Genomic DNA, 21,976 nt, shown 5'->3' on the forward strand with positions numbered 1-21,976 from the left:
CATGCGACTGTTCTACTGGACCGCGGCCTGCCTTTTCGTTCTGGACCAGCTGACCAAATATTACGTCGTGCACGTGATGGATCTGCGCCTTTTGGGGCGGATCGACGTGTTGCCGCCCTATTTCAACCTGCGCATGGCGTGGAATACCGGGATCAACTTCGGGATCCTCGCGGGGGACGCCCCGCTGACCCGTTGGATCCTGATCGGCGTGGCGTTGCTGATTTCTGGCGCGGTCCTGTGGTGGGTGCATCGCGAGCCGTTGGGGCGGTTGCAAAGGATCGCCGCCGGGCTTTTGCTGGGCGGGGCGCTTGGCAATGTCATCGACCGCGTGATCTACGGCGCGGTGGCGGATTTTCTCAACATGTCATGTTGCGGGCTGGACAATCCTTATGTGTTCAATGTGGCCGATATCGCGGTGTTCGCCGGGGCGTTCGGTCTGGTTTTGGCCCCGGCGCGGAAAAACCCCTCGTGACCTCGGACCGGGAATGCGCTAAACACCGGGAAAGTTGCAGAGGAGTGGCGATGAGCATGCCGCGCAAAAGCGTTCTGATCCTTCTGGCCGCCACGATCGTGGCGGGGTGTGCGGCGCGTGACGGGGACGTGACACTGACCCGGATCGGCAATACCGGCAACGGGCCGGACGAATTCTCGGTTCTGCCGGGCAAGCCGCTGCAACCGCCCGAGGACCCGTCGCGCCTGCCCGCGCCCGTACCGGGCGCCACGAGCCGGACAGATCAGAACCCGTTGGCCGATGGCGCCGCCGCGCTTGGCGGAAACCGGTCCGCACCGGATGCCACACCGGATGCCCGCGACGCCGCGCTTGTCGGTCATGCGACGCGTTTTGGCGGCACGCAGGCGATTCGGCAGACGCTGGCCGAAGAGGATCGAGAGACCCGTCGTCGACACGGCCGGGTGAACATTCTGGGTATCCTGCCGGGCGACGATTATGTCCAGGCGTACCGCCAGCAATGGCTGAACGCCTATGCCGAAGAGCGGCGGCTGCGCAATCGGGGCATCCTGACACCGGCAAGCCCACCTGCCCCCACGCGCTGACGTGATGCCGGGCGGGGTGACGGATCGTTCCGGCTGGACACATGTGACATGACGAACGGGTCGGGACCGTTGAAAACGGGCCGGGGCACCGTATGTCTTATGTAGCACATGCACCGATGCGGGAGTTTTCAATGCGCACATGTTTCGTCTGGCTATTCGCCCTTGCCGTCTCGCTCTCCGTGTCCGGCGGCGCCGTTGCATCGGATCAGGTGACCACGTTCCAGCTTGAAAACGGAATGGACGTGGTGGTGGTCGAGGATCACCGCGCGCCGGTCGTCACGCACATGGTCTGGTACCGCGTCGGCGCGGCGGATGAACCGCCAGGACACTCAGGCATCGCGCATTTTCTCGAACACCTGATGTTCAAGGGGACCGACACCATGGCACCGGGCGAATTCTCGTCCACCGTGGCGCGAAATGGCGGATCCGACAATGCCTTTACCAGTTACGATTATACGGCGTATTTTCAGCGGATCGCGGCGGACAGGCTGGATCTCGTGATGGGGATGGAGGCCGACCGCATGGTGAACCTGCGCCTGGCGGAATCCGATGTGCGGACCGAACGGGACGTGATCCTGGAGGAACGCAATCAGCGCGTCGAGAACAGCCCCTCGGCGCTGTTGCGCGAGCAGAAACGCGCCACGCAATATCTCAACCACCCCTACGGCGTGCCGATCATCGGTTGGCGGCACGAGATGGAGGGGCTGGACCGCGACGCGGCACTGGCGTTCTACGAGACGCATTACGCCCCCAACAACGCGATTCTTGTGGTGGCCGGGGACGTGACGCCCGACGAGGTGCGTGCGCTGGCGCAGACGCATTACGGCGCTATTCCGGCCAACGCGGACATGCCCGCCCGCGCACGGCCGGAAGAACCGCCCCAACTGGCCGAGCGGCGTCTGATGCTGCGCGATGCGCGTGTCTCGCAGCCCTATCTCAGCCGGTCCTATCTGGCGCCCGAGCGTGACAGCGGCGCGCAGGACGAGGCCGCCGCGCTGTATCTTCTGGCGCAGGTTCTCGGCCGCGGCCAGACCTCCGTGCTCAACCAGCGTTTGCAGATCGAGGACAGCATCGCGGTGCAAGTCGGTGCGTGGTATTCCGCCACCTCGCTGGACGCGACCACGTTCAATCTGGTTCTGGTGCCGGCGGCTGGCGTGACCCTGGAACAGGCGGAGACCGCGCTTGACGAGGTATTGATCGAGTTCCTGGAGACCGGGCCGGACCCCGAACAACTGGACCGCATCAAGATGCAATTGCGCGCCGAAGAAATCTACGAGCGCGACGATGCGTCAGGCCTTGCGAACAGGTATGGCCGCGCCTTGACCCAAGGGTTGACGGTGGCGGACGTGCAGGCATGGCCCGAGCTGTTGCAAGAGACGACGTCAGAGCAGATCGTGGAGGCCGCGCGCCGGCTGCTTGACCCGCGCAAATCCGTCACGGGCCGCTTGATGGCCCCGGAGGTGACCCAATGAGACATCTTGTCCTGAGCCTAGTCGTGATGCTTTTCGCGCTTCCCGCGCAGGCGGAGATCGAGATCGAGGAGGTGACCACACCCGGCGGTCTGGACGCCTGGCTGGTGGAGGACCACTCGATCCCGTTCGTCGCGCTGGAAATCCGATTCCGCGGCGGGGCGTCGCTTGACGCGCCTGACGCGCGTGGGGCGACCAACCTGACGGTCGGGCTTCTCGAGGAAGGCGCGGGCGATCTGGATGCGCAGGCCTTCGCAAAGGCGCGCGATTCGCTGGCGGCCAAATTCTCTTACGGGGTCAGTGATGACGCGGTCTCTGTCTCGGCACGGGTTCTGACCGAGAACCGGGACGAGGCCGTCGCGTTGTTGCGGTCGAGCCTTGTCGCGCCGCGTTTCGACGAGGCCGCCATCGACCGCGTGCGCGGGCAGGTGCAATCTGGGCTGCGATCGGCGCAGACCGATCCGCGCGAGCTTGTCAGCCGTGCGTTTGACCGGTTGGTCTTTGGCGATCACCCTTACGGCAGTCCGCTTGAGGGCACGATGGACAGCGTCGAGGGCCTGACCCGCGCCGATATCGTGGCCGCGCACGAGACCGCGCTGACGCGCGAGCGGGTCTATATCAGTGCTGTCGGCGACATCACCGCCGAGGAACTTGGCCCGCTGCTGGACAAGCTGCTGGGGGATCTGCCGCAGGAAGGTGCGACGCTGCCCGACGCCGCCGATCTCAACCTGCCCGGCGGTGTTCGCGTGACAGAGTTCGACACGCCGCAATCCATCGCCGCGTTTGCACAGGCCGGTGTCGACCGTGACGACCCTGATTTCTTTGCCGCTTACGTTCTCAACCACATTCTTGGGGGCGGCGGGTTCGAAAGCCGTCTTGTGACCGAGGTGCGTGAAAAACGCGGGCTGACCTATGGCGTGTATTCCTACCTTTCGGACAAGGATGCGGCGCAACTTTGGGCGGGGTCGGTGTCGTCGGCCAATGATCGCGTGGCCGAGGCGATCAAGGTCACTCGCGATGAATGGATGCGTCTTCGCACCGAAGGGGTCAGCGAAGAGGAATTGCGCGATGCCAAGACATACCTGACCGGCGCGTACCCTTTGCGGTTCGATGGAAACGGGCAGATCGCCAATATCGCCGTCGGCATGCAGATGGACGGGCTGTCGCCCGACTACATCGTCAACCGCAACGACATGGTCGAGGCCGTGACGCTGGAGGAGATCAACCGCGTCGCGCAAGACCGTCTTGACCCTGAGCGGTTGACCTTCGTGGTGGTCGGGCAGCCCGAAGGGCTGGACGAGACCGTGAATTGAGGGGATCGACCGCGTCGTGACGGGCACATGAGAACCGTGGGTATTCTCGGGGGAATGGGCCCCGAGGCGACGATCCTGCTGATGCAACGGGTGATGGCCGCGGTACCTGCCCGCGACGACGGGGATCACGTGCCCCTCATCGTGCACCAGAACCCGCAAGTGCCAAGCCGCATCGCCGCCCTGATCGACGGGACGGGGCGTGATCCGGGCCCCGTGCTGGCCCGGATGGCGCGCGATCTGGCCGCGGCGGGGGCGGATGCCCTGGCGATGCCCTGCAACACCGCGCATCATTACGCCCCGGTGATCCGCGAGGCGACCGATCTGCCGATGCTGGACATGATAAGCCTGACGGCGGAGACGCTTGCGGCGCGCGGGGCGCGGCGGGTGGGCATGCTGGCCTCGCCCGCGACGCGTCTTGCGCGCGTGTTCGATGCGCCCTTTGCCGCGCACGGGCTGACAGCCGTGACGCTGCCCGACGAGTCGGAGCTTCTGGCGATCATACGCGCGGTCAAGTCCGGCTCAGATGCGGGCGCCTTGGCCCCGCGCCTGTGCAATCAGGCGTCAGCGCTACGCGACGAAGGGGCCGATCACCTGCTTGTGGCCTGTACCGAATTGTCGCTGATCGCCTCGGCCCTGCCCGGCGATATGGCCACGACCGACAGCCTCGATTGCCTGACAGAGGCTGTCGTCTCGTTCTCCCGCGCCTGAGCGCCTCGTCGCGGACCGCCCCGTCCGCGCGATGGGAAAGGGGCGGTCGGGCGGATCACCCGTTCGAGGCGACTTCGCGCAGGGCGGGTTTCTTGTCGGCGTGTTGCCCGGCATTGGCGTCGATGAACTCCAGCACCAGAGGCCGGATCTTGTTGCGCCACGACTTGCCCGCGAAGATGCCGTAATGCCCGGCCTCGGGTTCAAGGTAGCTGGCCTTCATGCTGTCGGGCAGGCCCGTGCAGAGATCGAGCGCCGCGACGCATTGACCGGGGGCCGAGATGTCGTCCTTGCCGCCCTCGACGGTCTTGACCGCGACATCGGTGATCTTGCCGATATCGATCTCGTGGCCGTAGACGGTGAAGCGGTTTTCGGCGATTTCCAGACCCTTGAAGATCCGCTCCACGGTCGAAAGATAAAACTCGGCCGGCATGTCCATGACAGCGAGATATTCGTCGTAGAACCGGTTGTGCTGGTCGTTGTCCCGCGATTCGCCCTTGGTGACGCGCATGATCTGTTCGGTGAACGCCTTGGCGTGACGCTCGGCATTCATCGAGATGAACGAGGCAAGCTGAAGCATGCCGGGATAGACCATCCGCCCGACGCCCTTGTACTTGAAGCCGACGCGCTGGATCATCGTTTCCTCAAGCTGGCCCATGGTCACGCGGCGTCCGAAATCGGTTACCTCGGTCGGGGTGGCGTCGGGGTCGATGGGACCGCCGATCAGGGTCAGGGTCTGCGGCTGCGCGTCTGGGTCGATCTCGGCCAGGTAGGCGGTCGCCGCCAGTGCCAGCGGGGCCGGCTGGCACACCGCGACCACGTTCACGTCAGGCCCAAGCGCGCGCATGAAATCCACAAGGTAGAGGGTGTAATCCTCGATATCGAACTTGCCTTCCGACACCGGGATGTCGCGTGCGTTGTGCCAGTCGGTGACGTAGACCTCGCAATTGACCAGCAGCGACTTGACCGTCGCGCGCAGCAGGGTCGCGTAATGTCCCGACATCGGTGCGACCAGCAGCACCTTGCGCGGCTGTTCCTCGCGTCCGGAGACGTTGAAGTGAATCAGGTCGCCAAAGGGCTTGGACACGACCGTGTCGATATTGACCAGATGATCCTTGCCATCCTCGCAGGTGAAGGTGCGGATGCCCCAGTCGGGCTTGGCGACCATCCGCTGAAAGCTGCGTTCAGTCACCTCGCCCCAGGCCGCCACCCACTGAAACGCGGGGTTTGGCATCATGCTCAAAACGGGATACGATGACATCGAAAGGGCGGAGGCACCGAGCCATTGACTGGCATTCCGGAAGGATTCCATGAAATCGTATGTGGCCATGTAGCGCATAGTCTGTTCCTATCTTTGGTCAGCACCGTTTATGGTCATCCCGTCCCCCGCGAACGACATCACGATGCTGCTTTGCAGAAACTGGTAAGGGAAAATGACTGAAATGGCAATGCAAGACGATGATACCGGGAAATCTGCCCCCAAGATCAACGAAAATCTTGCAAAGGTGGAACAGCTGTCGCAGCGCCTTATCAGGGTCCTGGCGGCGCGCAATCCTGCGGACCCCTCGTTGGGGAGCCCGTCGAACGACCTGTTCACCAAGGCGGCGACGACCTACTGGACGGAAATGCTGGAGAATCCCGGCCGGATGTACGAGCAGCAGCTTGAATACTGGGGCAAGTCCGTGCGTCATTTCATGGAGGCGCAGCAGTCGATGCTGCGCGGCGGGGCCGCCCCGGAAGACGATGACGACCCGGATCCACTGGCCGGGGACAAGCGCTTCTCCAACCCGCTGTGGAACACGAATCCCTTTTTCAGATACATCAAGCAGCAATACGCGCTGAACGCACAGTCGATCGAACACGCGCTGTCGGAGATCGACGAGGACTTGCCCGAGAAAGACCGTCAGCGTCTCGATTACTTCGCCCACCAGATCATCGACATGATGTCGCCGACGAATTTTCTGGGCACCAACCCGGATGCCCTCGAGCGGGCGGTCGAGACCGAGGGCGAAAGCCTTGTGAAGGGGCTGGAGAACCTGATCGCCGATCTAGAGGCGAATGACGGCGAAATGGTCGTGAGCCTTGCCGATGACAAGGCGTTCGAGCTGGGCACGAACATCGCCACCACGCCGGGCGAGGTGGTGTATCGCAACCGCATGATGGAGCTGATCCAGTACAGCCCCACGACAAAGCAGGTTCACGAGGTGCCGCTCATCATCTTTCCGCCGTGGATCAACAAGTATTACGTCATGGACCTCAAGCCCGAGAACAGCCTGATCAAATGGATCACCGATCAGGGCTACACCCTGTTCGTCGTGAGCTGGGTGAACCCGGATGCGCGCTATGCCGAGGTCGGCATGGAAGAGTATATCGACGAGGGGTTCCTGACGGCGATCCGCGAGGTCAAGGCGATCACCGGGCAAAAGCAGGTCAACACCGTGGGCTATTGCATCGCGGGAACCACGCTTCACCTGGCGCTGGCGCTGATGGCCAAGCGGGGGGACAAGTCGGTGAAATCGGCGACCTTCTTCACCGCGCTCACCGATTTTTCCGAGCAGGGGGAATTCACCCCGTTCCTTCAGGACGATTTCATCGACGGCATCGAAAAGGAAGTCGCCGAACAGGGGGTTCTGCGGTCGTTCATCATGGGCCGGACGATGTCGTTCCTGCGCTCGCGCGATCTGATCTATCAGCCCGCGATCCGCAGTTACATGATGGGCGAGGCGCCGCCGGCCTTCGATCTGCTTTACTGGAACGGCGACGGATCGAACCTGCCGGCCCGGATGACCGTGCAATACCTGCGCGGGCTGTGTCAGCGCAACGAGTTCGTGACCGACGGGATGGAGTTGTTCGGCGAAACGCTGCACATCAAGGACGTCAAGGTGCCGATGATGTCGGTGACCTGTCAGAAGGATCACATCGCGCCATGGAAGGACTGCTATCGCGGCTTTCGGGCGACGGGGTCGCGCAGCCGGTCGTTCATCGTGTCGCAATCGGGTCATATCGCCGGCATCGTGAACCCGCCCGCCAAGAACAAATACGGACATTTCACCAATGACGACCTGCCCGGCTCGGCCGACGAATGGATGGAGGGGGCGACCTTCCACGAGGGGTCGTGGTGGCCGAGATGGGAGGCCTGGCTGGCCAAACGGTCCGGCAAAAAGGTCGAGGCGCGGGCGCCTGGCGATGCAGAGCATCCCCCGCTGGAGCCCGCCCCCGGCACTTACGTGACACGGAAGGCCTCAGTCTGACGTCACCCCGCGCCGATGATTTTTTCTGCACTGCAGCAGAAAATGCTTGCAATGCTGCAGTGCAGCAATTACTTGGGTGTTAGTAGCAAAGCAGATCACGAAAGGATCGGATCAATGGCAAACACAAACACACAAGATTTCAGCGCAATGTTCAAAGATGTCATGGGCTCTTTCCCCGTCGACACCAAGGCGATGGAAGACGCGTTCAAGAATCAGGCAAGCCTGAACGAGAAGCTGTCGAACGTTGCACTCAGCGCAGCCGAGCAGTCGGCCGAAATCTCGAACAAGTGGGCCAAGGATACGCTCGCCAAGATGACCGAGATGTCCAAAGCCAAGTCGGAGCCGGCTGACTATGCCAAGGCGATGACCGATTTCGCATCGGCCCAGTCCGAAGCGACCGCCGAGCACATGGCAGCCTTCGCCGAAGTCGCCAAGAAGGTTCAGATGGAAACCGTCGAGCTGATGATGTCGGCCGGCAAGACCATGCAGGAAGACGCGTCGAAAGCCGTCAAGAAGGCCACCGATGACGCGACCGCAGCGACGGCCAAGGCCGGCAACGCAGCCAAGAAGTAACAGGTCAACTGTCCCGTCCCCTCCCCGGGACAGGATCTGTTAGGGCGGGCCGAAAGGCTCGCCCTTTCTTTTTTCTGCGGTTGCGTCTAGTCTGCGCTGCAGTGCTGCATTCCATCGGAGGATACCTGTTGGCCGACCCCCAGAAACCGCTGCTGATCAAACGCTATGCCAGCCGGCGGCTCTACAATACCGAGACATCGGATTACGTCACGCTCGAAGATATCGCCAGGTTCATCCGCGACGGCCGCGAGGTGCAGATCATCGATCTGAAATCCGGGGATGACCTCACGCGGCAATACCTTCTGCAGATCGTCGCCGAGCATGAAAGCCGCGGGGAAAGCGTCCTGCCGAACAACGTGCTGACCGACCTTGTGCGCAGTTATACGACGCAGGCCACCAGCGTGGTGCCGGAATTCCTCGCCGCGAGTTTCGAGATGCTGCGGGACGGCCAATCCAAGATGCTGGAGAACATGACCAAGGCGAACCCGCTGACCGCCATGCCCGGCATGGAGGCCATGCGCGCCCAGCAAGAAGCCTTCATGAAGGCCATGACCCGTGGCGAGTTGCCGAAACTGGGCAGCAGCATGCCCGCAAGCGATGACGACACCCCGGCCGGCACCGAGGAAGAGATCGACGAGATCAAGAAACAGCTCGCCGATCTGCAGGCCAAGCTGTCGAAAATGGACAAGTAACGCGCCAATGGTCGAAAGCCCGGGGCGGATCACCCTCTGGGGGATAGAGGTGTTCATGGCCGCTGCCGACGAGCGGTCCATCTCCGCCGCCGCGCGTCGGCTCGGGGCGAGTCCGTCGGCGGTCAGCCAGCAACTGACCAACCTTGAACATGCCGTCGGCGCCATCCTTCTGCAGCGCAAGGCCCGACCCATACGCCTGACGCCGGCCGGCGACATCATGCAGCGCCGGGCACGGGCCATCCTGAACGAGGCGGCGCAGGCGCGCGCGGAACTGGCCATGTCGCATCTCTCGACATTGACCCGGTTCCGCCTCGGCATGATCGAGGATCTCGAGGCGGATGTGACGCCGCAACTTCTGACCCACATGGCCGGTGAACTTGAAGGGTGCCAGTTTCTGCTGGAAACCGGCGCAAGCCATGATCTCTACGACCAGCTCGATTCGCGCGCCCTCGACATCATCGTCGCGGCCGAACGCGGCGAAGCGGCCGACTGGACAGAGGTGCATCCCGTCCTGCGCGAAGGCTTCGCGGTGGCCGCCCCGCGCGGGGTCATCACGCCGGGTGACGACGTGCTGCACCAGCTGCAACGCCTGCCGCTGATCCAGTACACGCAACGGCACTACATGGGGCGGCTCATATCCGCGCATCTCGTGCGCGAGAACCTCAGCCTGCCGCATCGGTTCGAACTCGACAGCTATCATTCCATCCTCGCGCTCGTGGCACAGGGCACCGGCTGGTCGATCCTGACCCCGCTGGCCCTGATGCGCGCGCGGCGATTCGCAGATCGGATCGACGTGCTGAAACTGCCGATTGCACCCCTGACGCGCACGATCAGCGTCATCGCGCGCAAAGGGATCCTGCAGGACATGCCCGCGACGCTGGCGGCGAACCTGCGGCCGATCCTGCAGGATACGATCGTGACCCCTGCGATTCGGCAGCACCCGTTTCTCGAGTCAGAACTTACGCTCGTCTAGACTGCGCCGCGCCCTGAAAAACGCCCGGAGCATGGCCTCGGCCTCGCGCGCGCCGATCCCGTCATACAGATCGGGGGCATGGTGGCATTGCGGCTGCGAAAAGACCCGTGCGCCGCGTGCGACCCCCCCGGATTTCGGATCGTCCGCGCCGTAATAAAGCCGCGCGATCCGCGCCGCGGAAATGGCAGCCGCACACATCGCGCACGGCTCCAGCGTCACATGCAGGTCATGCCCCGGCAGCCGCTCTGATCCGAGGGCCGCGCAGGCGGCACGGATGGCAAGGATCTCGGCATGCGCCGTGGGATCATGCTGCGCGCGGGTGCGGTTGCCCGCGCGGGCCACCACCCGGCCCGACGGATCCACGATCACCGCGCCGACGGGCACCTCGCCGCGCGCGCCGGCGGCACGCGCCTCGTCCAGGGCGATGGTCATCGGATTGCGAAAGATCATGCCGCGCTTCTGCCCGTCGATCTGCGCTTTCGCAAGCGCAGGCTTTGCGCTATGCGCAACAGCCATGAACACCACCCCTCCTCCGGGCGAACGTATCGCCAAGGTCATCGCCCGCGCCGGCCGTGCCAGCCGCCGCGAGGCCGAACGCCTGATCGAGGCGGGACGCGTCACGGTGAACGGGCAGAAGATCACCCGCGCGGCGCTCAACGTCACACCCGCCGACACGGTCGTCGTGGATGGTCGCGCCCTCGACGCGCCCGCCCCCGCGCGCCTGTGGCTTTATCACAAACCCACGGGACGGGTGACAACGACCCGCGACGAACAGGGTCGCGCGACGATCTACGACGATCTGCCCGAAGACATGCCGCGGGTCATGAGCATCGGCCGGCTCGACCTCAACTCCGAGGGGCTCCTGCTGCTGACCAATGACGGGGCGCTGAAGCGACGGCTGGAACTGCCGTCGACCGGCTGGCTGCGCCGCTACCGGGTGCGCGTCAACGGCCGGCCGGTCGATTCGATGTTCGACCCGCTGCGCAAGGGCCTGACGGTCGGTGGTCAGACATTCCAGCCGATGACTGTGACCCTGGACCGTCAGCAGGGTGCGAATGCGTGGATCACCGTCGCGATCCGCGAAGGCAAGAACCGCGAGGTGCGCCGCGCCATGGAGGATGTGGGCCTGCGGGTGAACCGCCTCATCCGCCTGTCCTACGGGCCGTTCCAGTTGGGCCAGCTCAAGCCCGGCGCGGTCGAAGAGATCCGCCCCCGCGTGCTGCGCGACCAATTGGGCCTCAAGGACGCGCCGGACCCCGACACGCCGAAAGCGCCCCGCCGCATCCCGCAACGCCGCCGCCGCTGATCCCTTCATCTTTCCGGCAATACTCCGGGGGAGTCGCCCGAACGGGCGACGGGGGCAGCGCCCCCGTCCGGATATCAGATCTCGATCGGCGTCATCACCTCCGGCTCGATCACATCCACCCCGGGCAGCGCCTTCACCAATTCCTCCGCCGACTGTTCCAGCAGCGGGAAAGTCTTGTAATGGCATGGGATCACGGTCTTGAACGCGAAGAACGTCTTGGCCGCGTAGGCCGCACGGCGCATGTCCATCGTGAAATGCCCGCCCGCGCAAAGAATGCCGATATCGGGTTTGTGCAGGTCGTGGAATACGCCCATGTCCGCCATCACGTCCGTATCGCCCGATACGTAGATCACGTGCCCGTCGCCGGCGATCATGAAACCGCATTCGCTTCCCGGAACCTGCGGGCCGGCATCGGTGCCGAAGCTGGTCGAATGAGTGGCATGCACCATCGTCACCGTGACCCCGTCCAGGTCGACCGTGCCACCCTTGTTGAATCCCACGACCTCGATGCCCTCGTGCGCCTCCCAGTGGCTCATCAGGTCGAACTGCCCGACCATGGGAACCTTCAGCCGTTTCGCCAAGTCCAGCACATCGGTGGCATGATCGAAATGCGCATGCGTCAGCAGGATGTGCGTGGCGCCCTCCAGCGCGGCGTCATGCGCGTCCTCGGGTAGCATCGGGTTGCCGTTGAGCCATGGATCGATCAGCAGGACCTGCCCGCCGATCTCGATCCGGAAAGAACTGTGTCCAAGCCATGTGATCTTCATTGTCGCCTCCATTTGCTGCGCCGGCAGAGTAACAGGTGCAGCGGGCGAGAAAAGGCTGCGCGTGCCAGGACGGTGTCCTTGAACAATCCGTCCCCCGAGCGCCCCGGCCCGATCAGCCGCGCCGCTTGCGCCGCAAGGCCACAAGACCACCCATCCCGACAAGCATGAGCCAGCCTGAGGCGGGCAGCGGGATGACGGAAGGCACCAAGGTGCCATAGGCGTAAATGATGTCGCTGTGTCGACTGGCGTTGGTCAATGACCCGAAGGATTCGATGCCGCCATCGTCCACCAGCGCCCATGACCTGTTCGTGGTCTCGGCCGCATCTGCATAGGCGTAGGCAAAGACCAGGCGATCCAGGCCCGGCTCATCGAAGGGAAAGGGCATAGCCACCTGGGCCGCGTAGGCTCGCGCCAGATCCTCGGCGAGGGCCGCGTCGCCCCACCACGGTGATGCCGTGATGGTCGGCTCATCATCGTCGAAACTGTTTCCCCGCGTGAAGGTCACGTCATACGTCAAGGTGTCGAGGGTGATCGTTGCCGCCCACGTGGCCTTGGGCAGGAACATGCCCAGCACCAGTGCAAGAACGACAAGGCCCGGAGCGCGGCGGATTTTTCTGGGCATGAAGACAGTCTTTCCGTTATGCGTCCACAGATTGGAGATGCCCCGAGGATATCCCCCCAAAGGTTACCAACCTGTTAACCAGCTTGTTCCTTTCTGGCACAAACGGATGCGCGCGCCGCGATCGTTGCAAGACGGGCCCATGACGCCCCCTGCCTGCGCGTTGCACGTGCTTGCCTCTGTCCGGCGCGGGCGCTAAACGCGGGCGAACCGGACAAGAGGAGAGGCTCATGTCGATCGATCTGGAAACCGCGGCCAAGGTGGCCAAGCTGGCCCGCATCCGCGTGGATGACGCGGGTCTGCCGTCGCTGGCGCAGGAATTCAACAATATCCTGGGGTTCATAGAGCAGTTGAACGAGGTGGACGTGTCGGGCGTGGAGCCGATGACAAGCGTCACGCCCCAGCGTCTCAAGCGGCGCGCGGATGTGGTGACCGAAGGCGATCAGCAGGACAAGGTCCTGTCCAATGCGCCCGATGCGCGCGAAGGGTTCTTCGCCGTGCCGAAGGTGGTGGAATGATGCCCGATCTCAACACATTGACAATCGCCGAGGCCCGCGACGCGCTGCGCCGCGGAGAGACCACCAGCGTGGAGTTGACCGAGGCCTGTCTCGGCGCGGGGCAGGGCGCGGCGGCGCTCAACGCCGTGGTGCATGACACTGCCGATCTTGCGCGGACCCAGGCCGCGGCGGCCGATGCACGGCTCAAGACCGGGGACGCGCCGTCGCTGTGCGGCATTCCCCTCGGCATAAAGGATCTGTTCTGCACGCGTGGCGTGGCCAGCCAGGCGGCAAGCCGCATCCTCGAAGGGTTCACGCCGGAATACGAATCGACTGTCACGCAGCAGCTTTTCGATGCGGGCGCGGTGATGCTGGGCAAGCTCAACATGGACGAGTTCGCCATGGGCTCGTCGAACGAGACCTCCGTCTACGGCAACGCGGTCAATCCGTGGCGGCGCACGGGTGACGACACGCCGCTGACCCCCGGCGGGTCGTCCGGCGGGTCGGCCAGTGCGGTGGCTGCCGACCTATGTCTTGCCGCCGTCGGCACCGATACCGGCGGCTCCATCCGGCAACCGGCGGCCTTCACCGGCATCACCGGGATCAAGCCCACCTATGGCCGTTGCTCGCGGTGGGGGATCGTGGCCTTCGCCTCGTCGCTCGATCAGGCGGGGCCGATGACGAAATCCGTGCGCGACGCGGCGATCATGCTGGGCGCTATGTGCGGGCACGACCCCAAGGACAGCACCTCTGCCGACATTCCCGTGCCGGATTTCGAGGCGATGCTGACAGGCGACATCCGCGGCAAGGTGATCGGCATTCCCGAGGAATACCGAATCGACGGCATGCCCAAGGAGATCAGCGATCTATGGGCCGAGGGCACCGCGATGCTGAAAGAGGCCGGCGCCGAGATCCGCGACATTTCCCTGCCGCACACGCAATACGCGCTGCCCGCCTATTACGTGATCGCGCCGGCCGAGGCGTCGTCGAACCTCGCGCGGTATGACGGGGTGCGCTACGGCCATCGCGCCGGCCTCGCGCAGGGCGACGGCATCACCGAGATGTACGAGAAAACCCGCGCCGAAGGCTTCGGCGCAGAGGTGCAGCGCCGCGTGATGGTCGGCACCTACGTCCTGTCGGCGGGGTTCTACGATGCCTATTACAACCGCGCCCGCAAGGTGCGCACCCTGATCAAGCGCGATTTCGACGAGGTCTTCGCCGCCGGGGTGGATGCCATCCTGACCCCCGCCACGCCAAGCGCGGCCTTCGGCCTGGGCGAGATGGCCGAGGCCGACCCGGTGCAGATGTATCTCAACGACGTGTTCACCGTCACGGTCAACCTTGCCGGGCTGCCCGGCATTTCCGTGCCGGCGGGGCAGGATAGCCGCGGGCTGCCGCTTGGACTGCAACTGATCGGGCGGCCGTGGGAAGAGGGCGATCTGCTGAACACCGCCCATGCGCTCGAACAGGCAGCCGGTTTCGTGGCCAAGCCCGCGAAATGGTGGTAGACGATGGCCATGGGTCGAAGCAGGATGACAGACATGCGGTTCGCGCTTGCAGTGGTGATGATGACGGCGCTCGGGGCCTGTGCGCCGGCGTTCCTTGGCGACGACTACACGCAGGTCGGCGACGCCGAGTATCAGCGCGACAAGGATGCGCGCGATGCGGCGCTGGCGGGCGGGGGCCTGCAATCGCCCGACGCCGTCTCGTCCGAACCGCTGAGCGCGCTTGGCCCCGACACAGAAGCGGCCCGGATCGGCGCCGATACCCAGGCGGCGCTTGACGCGACCAGGTCCGGCAACGCGGATCAGGCCGGTCCATCGAACCCGCAGCCCGGCGTGAGTGATCCCGACGGCATCTCGCGGGAAAACGATTTCGAGGCTGTGGATGCCCGGCGCAGCATCGAACAGGATGCCGCCCGCATTGCCCGCAACCGCGACCAGTACGAGGTCGTACGCCCCGAAGCCATCGGCACCCGTCCGGGCGACGTCGGTCCCAATATCGTGGCCTATGCGCTGGAAACGACCCATCCCAAGGGGACCCAGATCTACAGTCGCCGCGGGTTCAACAAGGAAACGCGGGCCGAGCGCAATTGCGCCGCGTTCACCTCGCCCGACAAGGCCCAGATCGCGTTCTTGCGCGAGGGCGGCCCGGATCGCGACCGACAGGGGATTGACCCGGACGGCGACGGCTATGCCTGCGACTGGGACCCGGCCCCGTTCAGAAATTCCGTCGGCTTCTGAGCCTGCGGTGATCCGGCACCCGTCGCCTAATTTCGGGCCGCGCCGGGGCGGGGCGCGTCCGGACATGATCGTGCTGCACCACACCGCGATGCGGACCGCGAAAGCCGCGCGCGACCGGCTGTGCGATCCCGCCACCGAGGTCTCGGCGCATTATCTGATCGGCGAACGTGGCGAGATCTGGCATCTGGTCGACGACGAGATGCGGGCCTGGCATGCCGGGGTCGGGCAATGGGGCGGTGTGACCGACGTGAATTCCCGCTCCATCGGGATCGAGCTGGCCAATACCGGCGCGCATCCCTACCCCGCCCCCCAGATGGCGGCGCTGGAGGCACTCGTCGCCGGTGTCATGCGGCGGTGGCGGATCGCGCCAGAGCGGGTCATCGGCCATTCCGACATGGCGCCGGCGCGCAAGTTTGATCCGGGGCCACGGTTCGACTGGGCGCGGCTGGCACGGCAGGGGCTTTCGGTCTGGGCGCAGCCCCGTATCCCGGACGAGGTATCGCAATGCGCCTTCCTGCATCATGCCGCGACGTTCGGGTACCGCCTGTTCGATGGCGTGTCGCCGGAAGATATCCTGCGGGCGTTTCGGATGCGCTTTCGCCCCTCGGCCATCGGGCCGATCATGCCTGCGGATTGCGCGATGATCGCCGATCTTGCCGAACGCTTCCCCGTTGACCGCGACACCGCGACCGCCTAAGCGGGACAGTGCGCGGAGGGCTGGATGGCCGCGGCGGGCGTCAGCGCGTCGAGGAAAGTCCGGACTCCACAAGACAACGGTGCCGGGTAACGCCCGGCCGGGGCAACCCGAGGGAAAGCGCCACAGAAAACAGACCGCCCCGGCCCCGTGCCGGGGTAAGGGTGAAACGGCGAGGTAAGAGCTCACCGCGGGACGGGCAACCGGACCGGCACGGCAAGCCCCACCGGGAGCAATGCCAAATAGGGACCGCGCGCGGGGGCAGGTCGGGTAACCGATCGCCCGCAGGCACGTCTTGGCCCGGCGGTCCGGGTTGGCAGCCAGAGGCGCATGGGCAACCATGCGTCGAGATGAATGGTCATCCAAGGGGGCGACCCCTGGACAGAATCCGGCTTACAGGCCCTCCGCGCATCTTTTCATTTCCCGCAAACGGGCTAAACATCACGTCATGCCGTATGAATGGACCACCGCGCGCCATGGCGCGGCGCACGACAGCACGCTTTCTCTTTGGCCGCACCGCTCGCTGTCGCGACGCGGGTTCGCGGGGTTCATGCTGATCACCTTCTTCTTGATCATCCTTCCTCTGTTCTCGGTGCTGGGATCGCCCGTGCTGTGGGCCTTGCTGCCATTCCTGATGGCGGCTGTCGGGGCGATCTGGTGGGCGCTCGAACATAGCTATCACACCGCGCGGCTGACCGAGGTGCTGACCATCGCGCCGGACGAGGTGCACCTTCTTCGCACCAATCCGCGTGGCGATACACAGGAATGGGGGTGCAACCGCTACTGGGCGCGCGTCGAAATGCATCGCACCGGCGGTCCGGTCGAGCATTACATCACGCTCAAGGGAGCCGGACGTGAGGTCGAAATCGGCGCGTTCCTGTCCGAGGACGAGCGCAAGGCGCTGTACGGCGAATTGAGCGAGGCGCTGGTGACACGGTAGACGGTTGGCGGGCGGCGCCACGCCGGTCGTGGCCTGTGCCCGGCGGCCTGCGGCACTGGGCCAGCCGGTCGACAGGCGCGCACCCGTTAACCTTTCCTAAACGCATGGTCCCCTAAGCATTAACCAAGACATGACAAAGGGACCCGCATGGTCGCACGCGCCTATACCGTGGCTTTCGAAGGTGTCGACGCACGCGCCGTCGAGGTGCAATGCGCCATAACTCCGGGGATGCCCGCCTTCTCGATCGTCGGCCTGCCCGACAAGGCCGTGTCCGAGGCGCGCGACCGGGTGCGCACGGCGCTGTCGTCGATGGCCATCGCCATGCCGTCGCGGCGCATCACCGTCAACCTGTCGCCGGCGGATCTGCCCAAGGAGGGCAGCCATTTCGATCTTCCGATCGCGCTCGCGGTGCTCGCCGCGCTCGAGATCATCCCGCGTGACGCCGCCGAGGGGACGACGGCGCTTGGTGAACTGTCTCTGGACGGCACGCTGATCGCGGTGATCGGGGCCCTTCTGGCCGCGATGGCCGCGGCCGAGGATAACCGCATGCTGCTCTGCCCCCGTGCCTCGGGGGCAGAGGCGGCCTGGGTGGGTGCAACGCAGGTGATCGGCGCCGATACCCTGACGGATGTCGTGCGTCACTACACGGGGCAGGCCCTTTTGACCTGCGCCGAGCCCGGCGAGGTGACGGCAGCGCCCGTTTGCCGTGATCTGCGCGACGTCAAGGGTCAGGAACGTGCCAAGCGCGCGCTGGAAATCGCCGCCGCCGGCCGCCATCACATCATGATGGTCGGTACGCCGGGATCGGGCAAGTCCATGCTGGCCGCGCGCCTGCCCGGCATCCTGCCGCTGCTCACCGCGCCCGAGGCGCTGGAAACGTCGATGATCCATTCGCTCGCGGGCCTTTTGTCCGAGGGCGGGATCAGCCGAGACCGCCCGTTTCGCGAACCCCATCATACCGCCTCCATGGCGGCGATCGTCGGCGGCGGGCGCCGCGCGGCACCCGGCGAGATCAGTCTCGCGCATAACGGCGTGCTTTTCATGGACGAGTTCCCGGAATTCTCCCGCCCCGTGCTCGAAACGCTGCGCCAGCCGGTCGAGACTGGCGAGGTCATCATCGCCCGTGCCAACGCGCATGTGAAATATCCCTGCCGTTTCATGCTTGTGGCGGCCGCGAACCCCTGCAAATGCGGCTACATGAGTGATCCGGCGCGGGCCTGCGCGCGCGCGCCCGAGTGCGGCAACGACTATATGGGCCGGATCTCGGGTCCGCTGCTGGACCGTTTCGACCTGCGGGTCGAGGTGCCGCCCGTTGCATTCACCGATCTTGATCTGCCTGCCACCGGGGACAGATCGGCCGAGGTGGCTGCGCGGGTCGCCTCGGCACGGGCCGTGCAACAGGCGCGGTTCCCGCCGGCCTCTGGCATGCGGTTGAATGCCGATGCCGAAGGCGCGGCCCTCGAAGAGATCGCACAGCCCGACGCCGACAGCCGCGCGCTGATCGCCCGCGTGGCCGATCGGTTCGGTCTGACCGCGCGCGGGTATCACCGCATCCTGCGCGTCGCCCGCACCATTGCCGATCTTGATGGGTCCGACGCCATGCGCCAGCCACATGTCGCCGAGGCGGTCAGCTTTCGACTGGGCGGGATGAAAGAGACCTGAGCCACGCGGCCAGATCGCGCAGGGTGTCATCGGCCTCGGGCACCAGACCGTGGAACATCGGCCAGACATGCGGCAGATCGTGCCGCACGATCTCGGTCACCTCGACGCCATCGGCGCGCAGCCGCGTCGTCATCCGGCGGGTGTCGTCGAGCAGGATTTCGGTGTCGCCAACCGTCAGCCAGACCGGGCCCGCCCCCGTGAACGCCGCGAAAAGCGGCGAGGCGCGCGGATCGCGCGTGTCGGCCCCTTGCAGGTAAAGCTGTGCCATCTCGTCGGCGCGGTGCGCTGGCAGTATCACGTCGGCGCGCGCGTTGCGGCGCAGGCTCTCGCCGGAAAAGGTAAGATCGGTCAGCGGCGAAAAGGCGAAAAGGCCGCGCGGCCGCGGGCCACCCTGGCGCAGCGTCTCGGCCAGTACGGCTAGGGCCAGCCCGCCCCCGGCACTGTCGCCGCCGAGGATCACCCCGCCGGGATGGTCGCGCAGCGATGCGAGGGCGGCAAGCCCGTCATCGACCGCCCGCGGAAAGGGGTGCTCGGGCGCGAGGCGGTAATCGGGCAGGCAGGCGGGCAACCCCGCACGGCCTGAAAGATACGCCAGCATCGCCCGGTGGGTCGCAGGCGAGCCAAAGACATAGCCCCCGCCATGGAAATAGAGAATCGCGGGGCCCGTGTCGCGCGTGACGCCGGGTCCGAGCGCCCATGTCGCAGACACCCCGCCGCATCTGTCCGCCTCGAAGGTGCTGCCTTGGGGCGGGCGAAACCAGAACTCAGCCTTTTTTTCGAGGCCGTCGCGAAAGCTTGCCGGATCACGGACCCGTGCCAGGTACGGTTTTTCCATCAGTCGCAGCGCAAGGTTCAGGACGCTGCGGCGCAGGCTCATGCCCGCCGCGCCTCGATCGCGTCCCAGATCAGGCCCGCGCCGTTCGTGCCGTCGAAGCGTTCAAGCTCTTGCAACCCGGTGGGCGAGGTCACGTTGATCTCGGTCAGGTTGTCGCCGATCACGTCGATGCCGACGAAGATCTGGCCCTTCTCGCGCAAAAGCGGGCCGATCCGGGCGCAGATCTCGAGGTCGCGGTCGGTCATCTCGACCTTTTCAGCCCGTCCGCCGACATGCATGTTCGAGCGTGTCTCGCCATCGGCGGGAACGCGGTTGATGGCCCCGATGGGTAAGCCATCCACCAGGATCACCCGCTTGTCGCCGCGGCTTACGGCAGAGAGATATTTCTGAACGATCAGCGGCTCGCGGCTGAGCCCGGTGAACATCTCGTGAAGGCTGGCGAGATTGCGATCGGACTCGGGTAGATGGAACACACCCGCACCGCCATTGCCGTAAAGCGGTTTGAGTATGATGTCGCCGTGCCGTGCCCGAAACGCGCGAATCGTCTCGATATCGCGCGCGATGGTCGTGGGTGGCATGAGATCGGGAAAATCGAGAATCATGAGCTTCTCGGGATAATTGCGGACCCAGAAGGGATCGTTCACCACCAGCGTGCCGGGTTTCAACCGGTCGAGAAGATGTGTCGTGGTGATATAGAACATGTCAAAGGGCGGATCCTGCCGGAGCCAGACGACATCGAACTGCGCCAGATCGACCGTCTGTTCGTCGCCAAGCGTGAAGTGATCCCCCGGCACACGCTGAACATGCAAGGGCCAGCCGCGTGCGGTCACCCGCCCGTCGTCATAGGCCAGCCGTTCGGGAAGGTAGTAGAACAGATCGTGCCCGCGCGCCTGCGCCTCTTCGGCGAGGCGAAAGGTGCTGTCGGCGTTTACGTCGATGGGTCCGATCGGGTCCATCTGAAAGGCGATCTTCATGGGCGACCTCTGCTGCTTGTCGCCACGTTCATGCGCCATGGGCCATCGAGGTGCAATTCAGAAATCACGGAACGCGTTTTCGATGATGCGCAGATCGCCGGTCCCGTCGACCAGCGCCAGATCGAAACGCACCGGCGATAGCTGCCCCTGCGGCGTCTGCCCGAGATATTCCGACGCGGCGCCGAAGATGCGCTGGACCTGTTCGGGTCTGATCCGGGTCAGCGCCAGATCGAAATTCGCGGCCCTTTTCACCTCGCAGAAGACGAAATTGTCCGACTCGCGCAGGACGAGATCGACTTCGCCGCCTGTGCCGCGCCAGCGCCGCGCGAGCACATGCGCGCCGCGCGAGGCATAGCCGCGCAGCGCGATGTCTTCCGCGGCATGGCCCGACAGGTGGGCGCGCCGGCCACGGTGGTGGCGCTGTGCGGCAGGTGCCGGCGTTATGACATGACCGACCTGCGGCGCCTCGAAATCGAAGTCCAACTGTTTCATTCGGTGTCACCTTTCGTCGCCAGTTGAAGCGCCCGCTGATAGACGCGGCGGCGCGGCAGCCTCAACCGTGCCGCTACCTGGTCTGCCGCGTCCCGAACGGACAGGTCGGTCAACGCGTCCTGCAGGGATCTGTCTAGATCGACTTCCTTAACATTTTCCGACTCCCCGCGTCCCAGCACGACGACGATCTCGCCCTTCGGAGGTGTGACCGCGCAGCCTTCTGCAAGCTCGGCGAGCGTGCCGCGTCGCACCTCCTCGAATTTCTTGGTCAGTTCACGGCACAGGGCCGCCGGGCGATCCGCCCCCAGAATGCCCGTTGCGTCACGCAGCATGGCGTCGATCCGCTTGGGCGATTCGTAGACCACGAGGGTGGCGGGCACCTCTGCCAGTTCCGACAGAACCTGTTTGCGCTTGGCGGAGGTGTTGGGCAGGAACCCAATAAAGAGAAACCGGTCCGTCGGCAGGCCGGACAGCGTCAAGGCGGTGATTGCCGCCGATGGCCCCGGCGCGGAGATCAACCCGTGCCCCTCGGCCACCGCCGCGCGCCCGAGATCGAAACCCGGATCGGCCACCATCGGTGTTCCCGCCTCGGACGCGTAGACCACCGATTTCCCCTCGGCGAGCGCGGCCATGATCCTTGGCCGCATCCGGGCGCCATTGTGATCGTGATAGGGCCAGAGCGGCCGGTCGCCGACGCGCACCCCGTGGATGTCCATCAGCCGCCGCAAGCTGCGGGTGTCCTCGGCCACGAGCACATCCGCCGCCGCGAGGATATCGAGCGCGCGCAGCGTGATGTCCCGGGCCGCCCCGATCGGCGTGGCGATCAGGTAGAGCCCGGCGGCCAGTTTCCGTGTGTCGGGATTCATCGCTGGACCCGCCCTGTATGACGTTTATGATATCGCAAGGCCGTGGGTGTAC

General features: G+C 65.1%; 24 protein-coding genes and 1 other RNA gene. 17 read left to right on the forward strand and 8 right to left on the reverse strand.

The window, feature by feature from the left end:
- Position 1: 1 nt before the first annotated feature.
- From lspA to cuyB, 5 genes are all read left to right on the forward strand, one after another.
- Positions 2-472 (forward strand): signal peptidase II, encoded by a 471-nt coding sequence (gene lspA, locus ACROSR_RS10705; RefSeq protein WP_432684830.1) that lies wholly within the window; start codon positions 2-4, stop codon positions 470-472.
- A 50-nt stretch (positions 473-522) separates the two neighbouring features.
- Positions 523-1,053, forward strand: a complete 531-nt coding sequence (locus tag ACROSR_RS10710) for a DUF3035 domain-containing protein (protein ID WP_432684832.1) — start codon at positions 523-525, stop codon at positions 1,051-1,053.
- A 131-nt stretch (positions 1,054-1,184) separates the two neighbouring features.
- Positions 1,185-2,525, forward strand: a complete 1,341-nt coding sequence (locus ACROSR_RS10715; RefSeq protein WP_432684834.1) for a M16 family metallopeptidase — start codon at positions 1,185-1,187, stop codon at positions 2,523-2,525.
- Positions 2,522-3,835, forward strand: a complete 1,314-nt coding sequence (locus ACROSR_RS10720) for a M16 family metallopeptidase (protein WP_432684836.1) — start codon at positions 2,522-2,524, stop codon at positions 3,833-3,835. Before ACROSR_RS10715 ends, ACROSR_RS10720 begins: the two co-directional genes overlap by 4 nt.
- Before the next feature lie 27 nt (positions 3,836-3,862).
- The gene (gene cuyB, locus ACROSR_RS10725; protein WP_432684838.1) at positions 3,863-4,543 is read left to right on the forward strand and encodes a cysteate racemase; all 681 of its coding nucleotides are present in this window, start codon (positions 3,863-3,865) and stop codon (positions 4,541-4,543) included.
- Positions 4,544-4,598: 55 nt separating this feature from the next.
- On the opposite strand, the gene phaZ is transcribed toward cuyB, so the two are convergent.
- Positions 4,599-5,879 (reverse strand): polyhydroxyalkanoate depolymerase, encoded by a 1,281-nt coding sequence (gene phaZ, locus ACROSR_RS10730; protein ID WP_432684840.1) that lies wholly within the window; start codon positions 5,877-5,879, stop codon positions 4,599-4,601.
- 103 nt (positions 5,880-5,982) lie between these two features.
- Between phaZ and ACROSR_RS10735 the strand changes: the two genes are divergently transcribed.
- The 4 genes from ACROSR_RS10735 (at position 5,983) to ACROSR_RS10750 (ending at position 10,029) form a co-directional block, all read left to right on the forward strand.
- The gene (locus tag ACROSR_RS10735) at positions 5,983-7,791 is read left to right on the forward strand and encodes a PHA/PHB synthase family protein (RefSeq protein WP_432684842.1); all 1,809 of its coding nucleotides are present in this window, start codon (positions 5,983-5,985) and stop codon (positions 7,789-7,791) included.
- A gap of 114 nt (positions 7,792-7,905) precedes the next feature.
- Positions 7,906-8,364 carry a phasin family protein gene (locus tag ACROSR_RS10740; protein WP_432684844.1) on the forward strand — a complete coding sequence of 153 codons (459 nt, stop codon included), beginning with the start codon at positions 7,906-7,908 and terminating at the stop codon, positions 8,362-8,364.
- Positions 8,365-8,492: 128 nt separating this feature from the next.
- Positions 8,493-9,056 (forward strand): polyhydroxyalkanoate synthesis repressor PhaR, encoded by a 564-nt coding sequence (phaR, locus tag ACROSR_RS10745; RefSeq protein ID WP_432684846.1) that lies wholly within the window; start codon positions 8,493-8,495, stop codon positions 9,054-9,056.
- Positions 9,057-9,063: 7 nt separating this feature from the next.
- The gene (locus tag ACROSR_RS10750) at positions 9,064-10,029 is read left to right on the forward strand and encodes a LysR family transcriptional regulator (protein ID WP_432684848.1); all 966 of its coding nucleotides are present in this window, start codon (positions 9,064-9,066) and stop codon (positions 10,027-10,029) included.
- Here ACROSR_RS10750 and ACROSR_RS10755 read toward each other — a convergent pair.
- Positions 10,009-10,479, reverse strand: coding sequence for a nucleoside deaminase (locus ACROSR_RS10755; RefSeq protein ID WP_432684898.1), 471 nt, complete (start codon positions 10,477-10,479; stop codon positions 10,009-10,011). The genes ACROSR_RS10750 and ACROSR_RS10755 overlap by 21 nt on opposite strands.
- A 64-nt stretch (positions 10,480-10,543) precedes the next feature.
- On the opposite strand from ACROSR_RS10755, the gene ACROSR_RS10760 reads away from it, so the two are divergent.
- A complete protein-coding gene (locus tag ACROSR_RS10760; RefSeq protein WP_432684850.1) occupies positions 10,544-11,335 on the forward strand; it encodes a pseudouridine synthase in 792 nt (263 codons plus the stop codon).
- Between the two features lie 74 nt (positions 11,336-11,409).
- Here the strand turns inward: ACROSR_RS10760 and ACROSR_RS10765 are convergent, their stop codons facing one another.
- Together ACROSR_RS10765 and ACROSR_RS10770 are read right to left on the reverse strand one after the other, a co-directional pair.
- Positions 11,410-12,102, reverse strand: coding sequence for a metal-dependent hydrolase (locus ACROSR_RS10765; protein WP_432684852.1), 693 nt, complete (start codon positions 12,100-12,102; stop codon positions 11,410-11,412).
- Positions 12,103-12,214: 112 nt separating this feature from the next.
- Positions 12,215-12,724 (reverse strand): VPLPA-CTERM sorting domain-containing protein, encoded by a 510-nt coding sequence (locus tag ACROSR_RS10770; RefSeq protein ID WP_432684854.1) that lies wholly within the window; start codon positions 12,722-12,724, stop codon positions 12,215-12,217.
- 227 nt (positions 12,725-12,951) lie between these two features.
- Here ACROSR_RS10770 and gatC point away from each other — a divergent pair, with 227 nt between their 5' ends.
- The 7 genes from gatC (at position 12,952) to ACROSR_RS10805 (ending at position 18,757) form a co-directional block, all read left to right on the forward strand.
- A complete protein-coding gene (gatC, locus tag ACROSR_RS10775) occupies positions 12,952-13,239 on the forward strand; it encodes an Asp-tRNA(Asn)/Glu-tRNA(Gln) amidotransferase subunit GatC (RefSeq protein WP_432684856.1) in 288 nt (95 codons plus the stop codon).
- Positions 13,239-14,726, forward strand: a complete 1,488-nt coding sequence (gene gatA / locus ACROSR_RS10780; protein ID WP_432684858.1) for an Asp-tRNA(Asn)/Glu-tRNA(Gln) amidotransferase subunit GatA — start codon at positions 13,239-13,241, stop codon at positions 14,724-14,726. The genes gatC and gatA overlap by 1 nt, the downstream gene beginning before the upstream one ends.
- Before the next feature lie 33 nt (positions 14,727-14,759).
- Positions 14,760-15,461, forward strand: a complete 702-nt coding sequence (locus ACROSR_RS10785) for a hypothetical protein (protein ID WP_432684860.1) — start codon at positions 14,760-14,762, stop codon at positions 15,459-15,461.
- Positions 15,462-15,468: 7 nt separating this feature from the next.
- Positions 15,469-16,158: an N-acetylmuramoyl-L-alanine amidase gene (locus tag ACROSR_RS10790; protein ID WP_432684862.1), complete on the forward strand. Its 690-nt coding sequence runs from the start codon at positions 15,469-15,471 to the stop codon at positions 16,156-16,158.
- A gap of 12 nt (positions 16,159-16,170) precedes the next feature.
- An RNA gene (gene rnpB, locus ACROSR_RS10795) (RNase P RNA component class A) lies at positions 16,171-16,567 on the forward strand.
- A 36-nt stretch (positions 16,568-16,603) separates the two neighbouring features.
- A complete protein-coding gene (locus ACROSR_RS10800; RefSeq protein WP_432684864.1) occupies positions 16,604-17,095 on the forward strand; it encodes a DUF2244 domain-containing protein in 492 nt (163 codons plus the stop codon).
- A 147-nt stretch (positions 17,096-17,242) separates the two neighbouring features.
- Complete coding sequence (locus ACROSR_RS10805; protein WP_432684866.1) at positions 17,243-18,757, forward strand: YifB family Mg chelatase-like AAA ATPase; 1,515 nt, start codon at positions 17,243-17,245, stop codon at positions 18,755-18,757.
- On the opposite strand, the gene ACROSR_RS10810 is transcribed toward ACROSR_RS10805, so the two are convergent.
- The 4 genes from ACROSR_RS10810 to rsmI are packed head-to-tail and all read right to left on the reverse strand — an operon-like array spanning position 18,723 to position 21,924.
- Positions 18,723-19,634, reverse strand: coding sequence for an alpha/beta hydrolase (locus ACROSR_RS10810; protein WP_432684868.1), 912 nt, complete (start codon positions 19,632-19,634; stop codon positions 18,723-18,725). The two genes, ACROSR_RS10805 and ACROSR_RS10810, sit on opposite strands and share 35 nt — an antisense overlap.
- Complete coding sequence (gshB, locus tag ACROSR_RS10815) at positions 19,631-20,566, reverse strand: glutathione synthase (protein ID WP_432684870.1); 936 nt, start codon at positions 20,564-20,566, stop codon at positions 19,631-19,633. Before gshB ends, ACROSR_RS10810 begins: the two co-directional genes overlap by 4 nt.
- 57 nt (positions 20,567-20,623) lie before the next feature.
- Positions 20,624-21,058: a YraN family protein gene (locus ACROSR_RS10820; protein WP_432684872.1), complete on the reverse strand. Its 435-nt coding sequence runs from the start codon at positions 21,056-21,058 to the stop codon at positions 20,624-20,626.
- On the reverse strand, positions 21,055-21,924 hold the full coding sequence (gene rsmI / locus ACROSR_RS10825; RefSeq protein WP_432684874.1) for a 16S rRNA (cytidine(1402)-2'-O)-methyltransferase: 870 nt from the start codon (positions 21,922-21,924) through the stop codon (positions 21,055-21,057). Before rsmI ends, ACROSR_RS10820 begins: the two co-directional genes overlap by 4 nt.
- Between the last annotated feature and the right edge of the window lie 52 nt (positions 21,925-21,976).

This window comes from Roseovarius tibetensis, assembly GCF_050896375.1.
Taxonomy (GTDB): Bacteria; Pseudomonadota; Alphaproteobacteria; order Rhodobacterales; family Rhodobacteraceae; genus Roseovarius; species Roseovarius tibetensis.

What these genes read in the sequence shown, in the direction of transcription:
- rsmI (WP_432684874.1), bottom strand. Translation starts at nt 21,924, where the DNA reads ATGAATCCCGACACACGGAAACTGGCCGCCGGGCTCTACCTGATCGCC.
- gshB (WP_432684870.1), bottom strand. Translation starts at nt 20,566, where the DNA reads ATGAAGATCGCCTTTCAGATGGACCCGATCGGACCCATCGACGTAAAC.
- ACROSR_RS10740 (WP_432684844.1), top strand. Translation starts at nt 7,906, where the DNA reads ATGGCAAACACAAACACACAAGATTTCAGCGCAATGTTCAAAGATGTC.
- cuyB (WP_432684838.1), top strand. Translation starts at nt 3,863, where the DNA reads ATGAGAACCGTGGGTATTCTCGGGGGAATGGGCCCCGAGGCGACGATC.
- ACROSR_RS10770 (WP_432684854.1), bottom strand. Translation starts at nt 12,724, where the DNA reads ATGCCCAGAAAAATCCGCCGCGCTCCGGGCCTTGTCGTTCTTGCACTG.
- ACROSR_RS10805 (WP_432684866.1), top strand. Translation starts at nt 17,243, where the DNA reads ATGGTCGCACGCGCCTATACCGTGGCTTTCGAAGGTGTCGACGCACGC.
- gatA (WP_432684858.1), top strand. Translation starts at nt 13,239, where the DNA reads ATGCCCGATCTCAACACATTGACAATCGCCGAGGCCCGCGACGCGCTG.
- phaZ (WP_432684840.1), bottom strand. Translation starts at nt 5,879, where the DNA reads ATGCGCTACATGGCCACATACGATTTCATGGAATCCTTCCGGAATGCC.
- ACROSR_RS10785 (WP_432684860.1), top strand. Translation starts at nt 14,760, where the DNA reads ATGCGGTTCGCGCTTGCAGTGGTGATGATGACGGCGCTCGGGGCCTGT.
- ACROSR_RS10820 (WP_432684872.1), bottom strand. Translation starts at nt 21,058, where the DNA reads ATGAAACAGTTGGACTTCGATTTCGAGGCGCCGCAGGTCGGTCATGTC.
- ACROSR_RS10760 (WP_432684850.1), top strand. Translation starts at nt 10,544, where the DNA reads ATGAACACCACCCCTCCTCCGGGCGAACGTATCGCCAAGGTCATCGCC.
- gatC (WP_432684856.1), top strand. Translation starts at nt 12,952, where the DNA reads ATGTCGATCGATCTGGAAACCGCGGCCAAGGTGGCCAAGCTGGCCCGC.
- ACROSR_RS10765 (WP_432684852.1), bottom strand. Translation starts at nt 12,102, where the DNA reads ATGAAGATCACATGGCTTGGACACAGTTCTTTCCGGATCGAGATCGGC.
- ACROSR_RS10735 (WP_432684842.1), top strand. Translation starts at nt 5,983, where the DNA reads ATGGCAATGCAAGACGATGATACCGGGAAATCTGCCCCCAAGATCAAC.
- ACROSR_RS10750 (WP_432684848.1), top strand. Translation starts at nt 9,064, where the DNA reads ATGGTCGAAAGCCCGGGGCGGATCACCCTCTGGGGGATAGAGGTGTTC.
- ACROSR_RS10710 (WP_432684832.1), top strand. Translation starts at nt 523, where the DNA reads ATGAGCATGCCGCGCAAAAGCGTTCTGATCCTTCTGGCCGCCACGATC.
- ACROSR_RS10715 (WP_432684834.1), top strand. Translation starts at nt 1,185, where the DNA reads ATGCGCACATGTTTCGTCTGGCTATTCGCCCTTGCCGTCTCGCTCTCC.
- ACROSR_RS10810 (WP_432684868.1), bottom strand. Translation starts at nt 19,634, where the DNA reads ATGAGCCTGCGCCGCAGCGTCCTGAACCTTGCGCTGCGACTGATGGAA.
- lspA (WP_432684830.1), top strand. Translation starts at nt 2, where the DNA reads ATGCGACTGTTCTACTGGACCGCGGCCTGCCTTTTCGTTCTGGACCAG.
- ACROSR_RS10755 (WP_432684898.1), bottom strand. Translation starts at nt 10,479, where the DNA reads ATGATCTTTCGCAATCCGATGACCATCGCCCTGGACGAGGCGCGTGCC.
- ACROSR_RS10800 (WP_432684864.1), top strand. Translation starts at nt 16,604, where the DNA reads ATGCCGTATGAATGGACCACCGCGCGCCATGGCGCGGCGCACGACAGC.
- ACROSR_RS10720 (WP_432684836.1), top strand. Translation starts at nt 2,522, where the DNA reads ATGAGACATCTTGTCCTGAGCCTAGTCGTGATGCTTTTCGCGCTTCCC.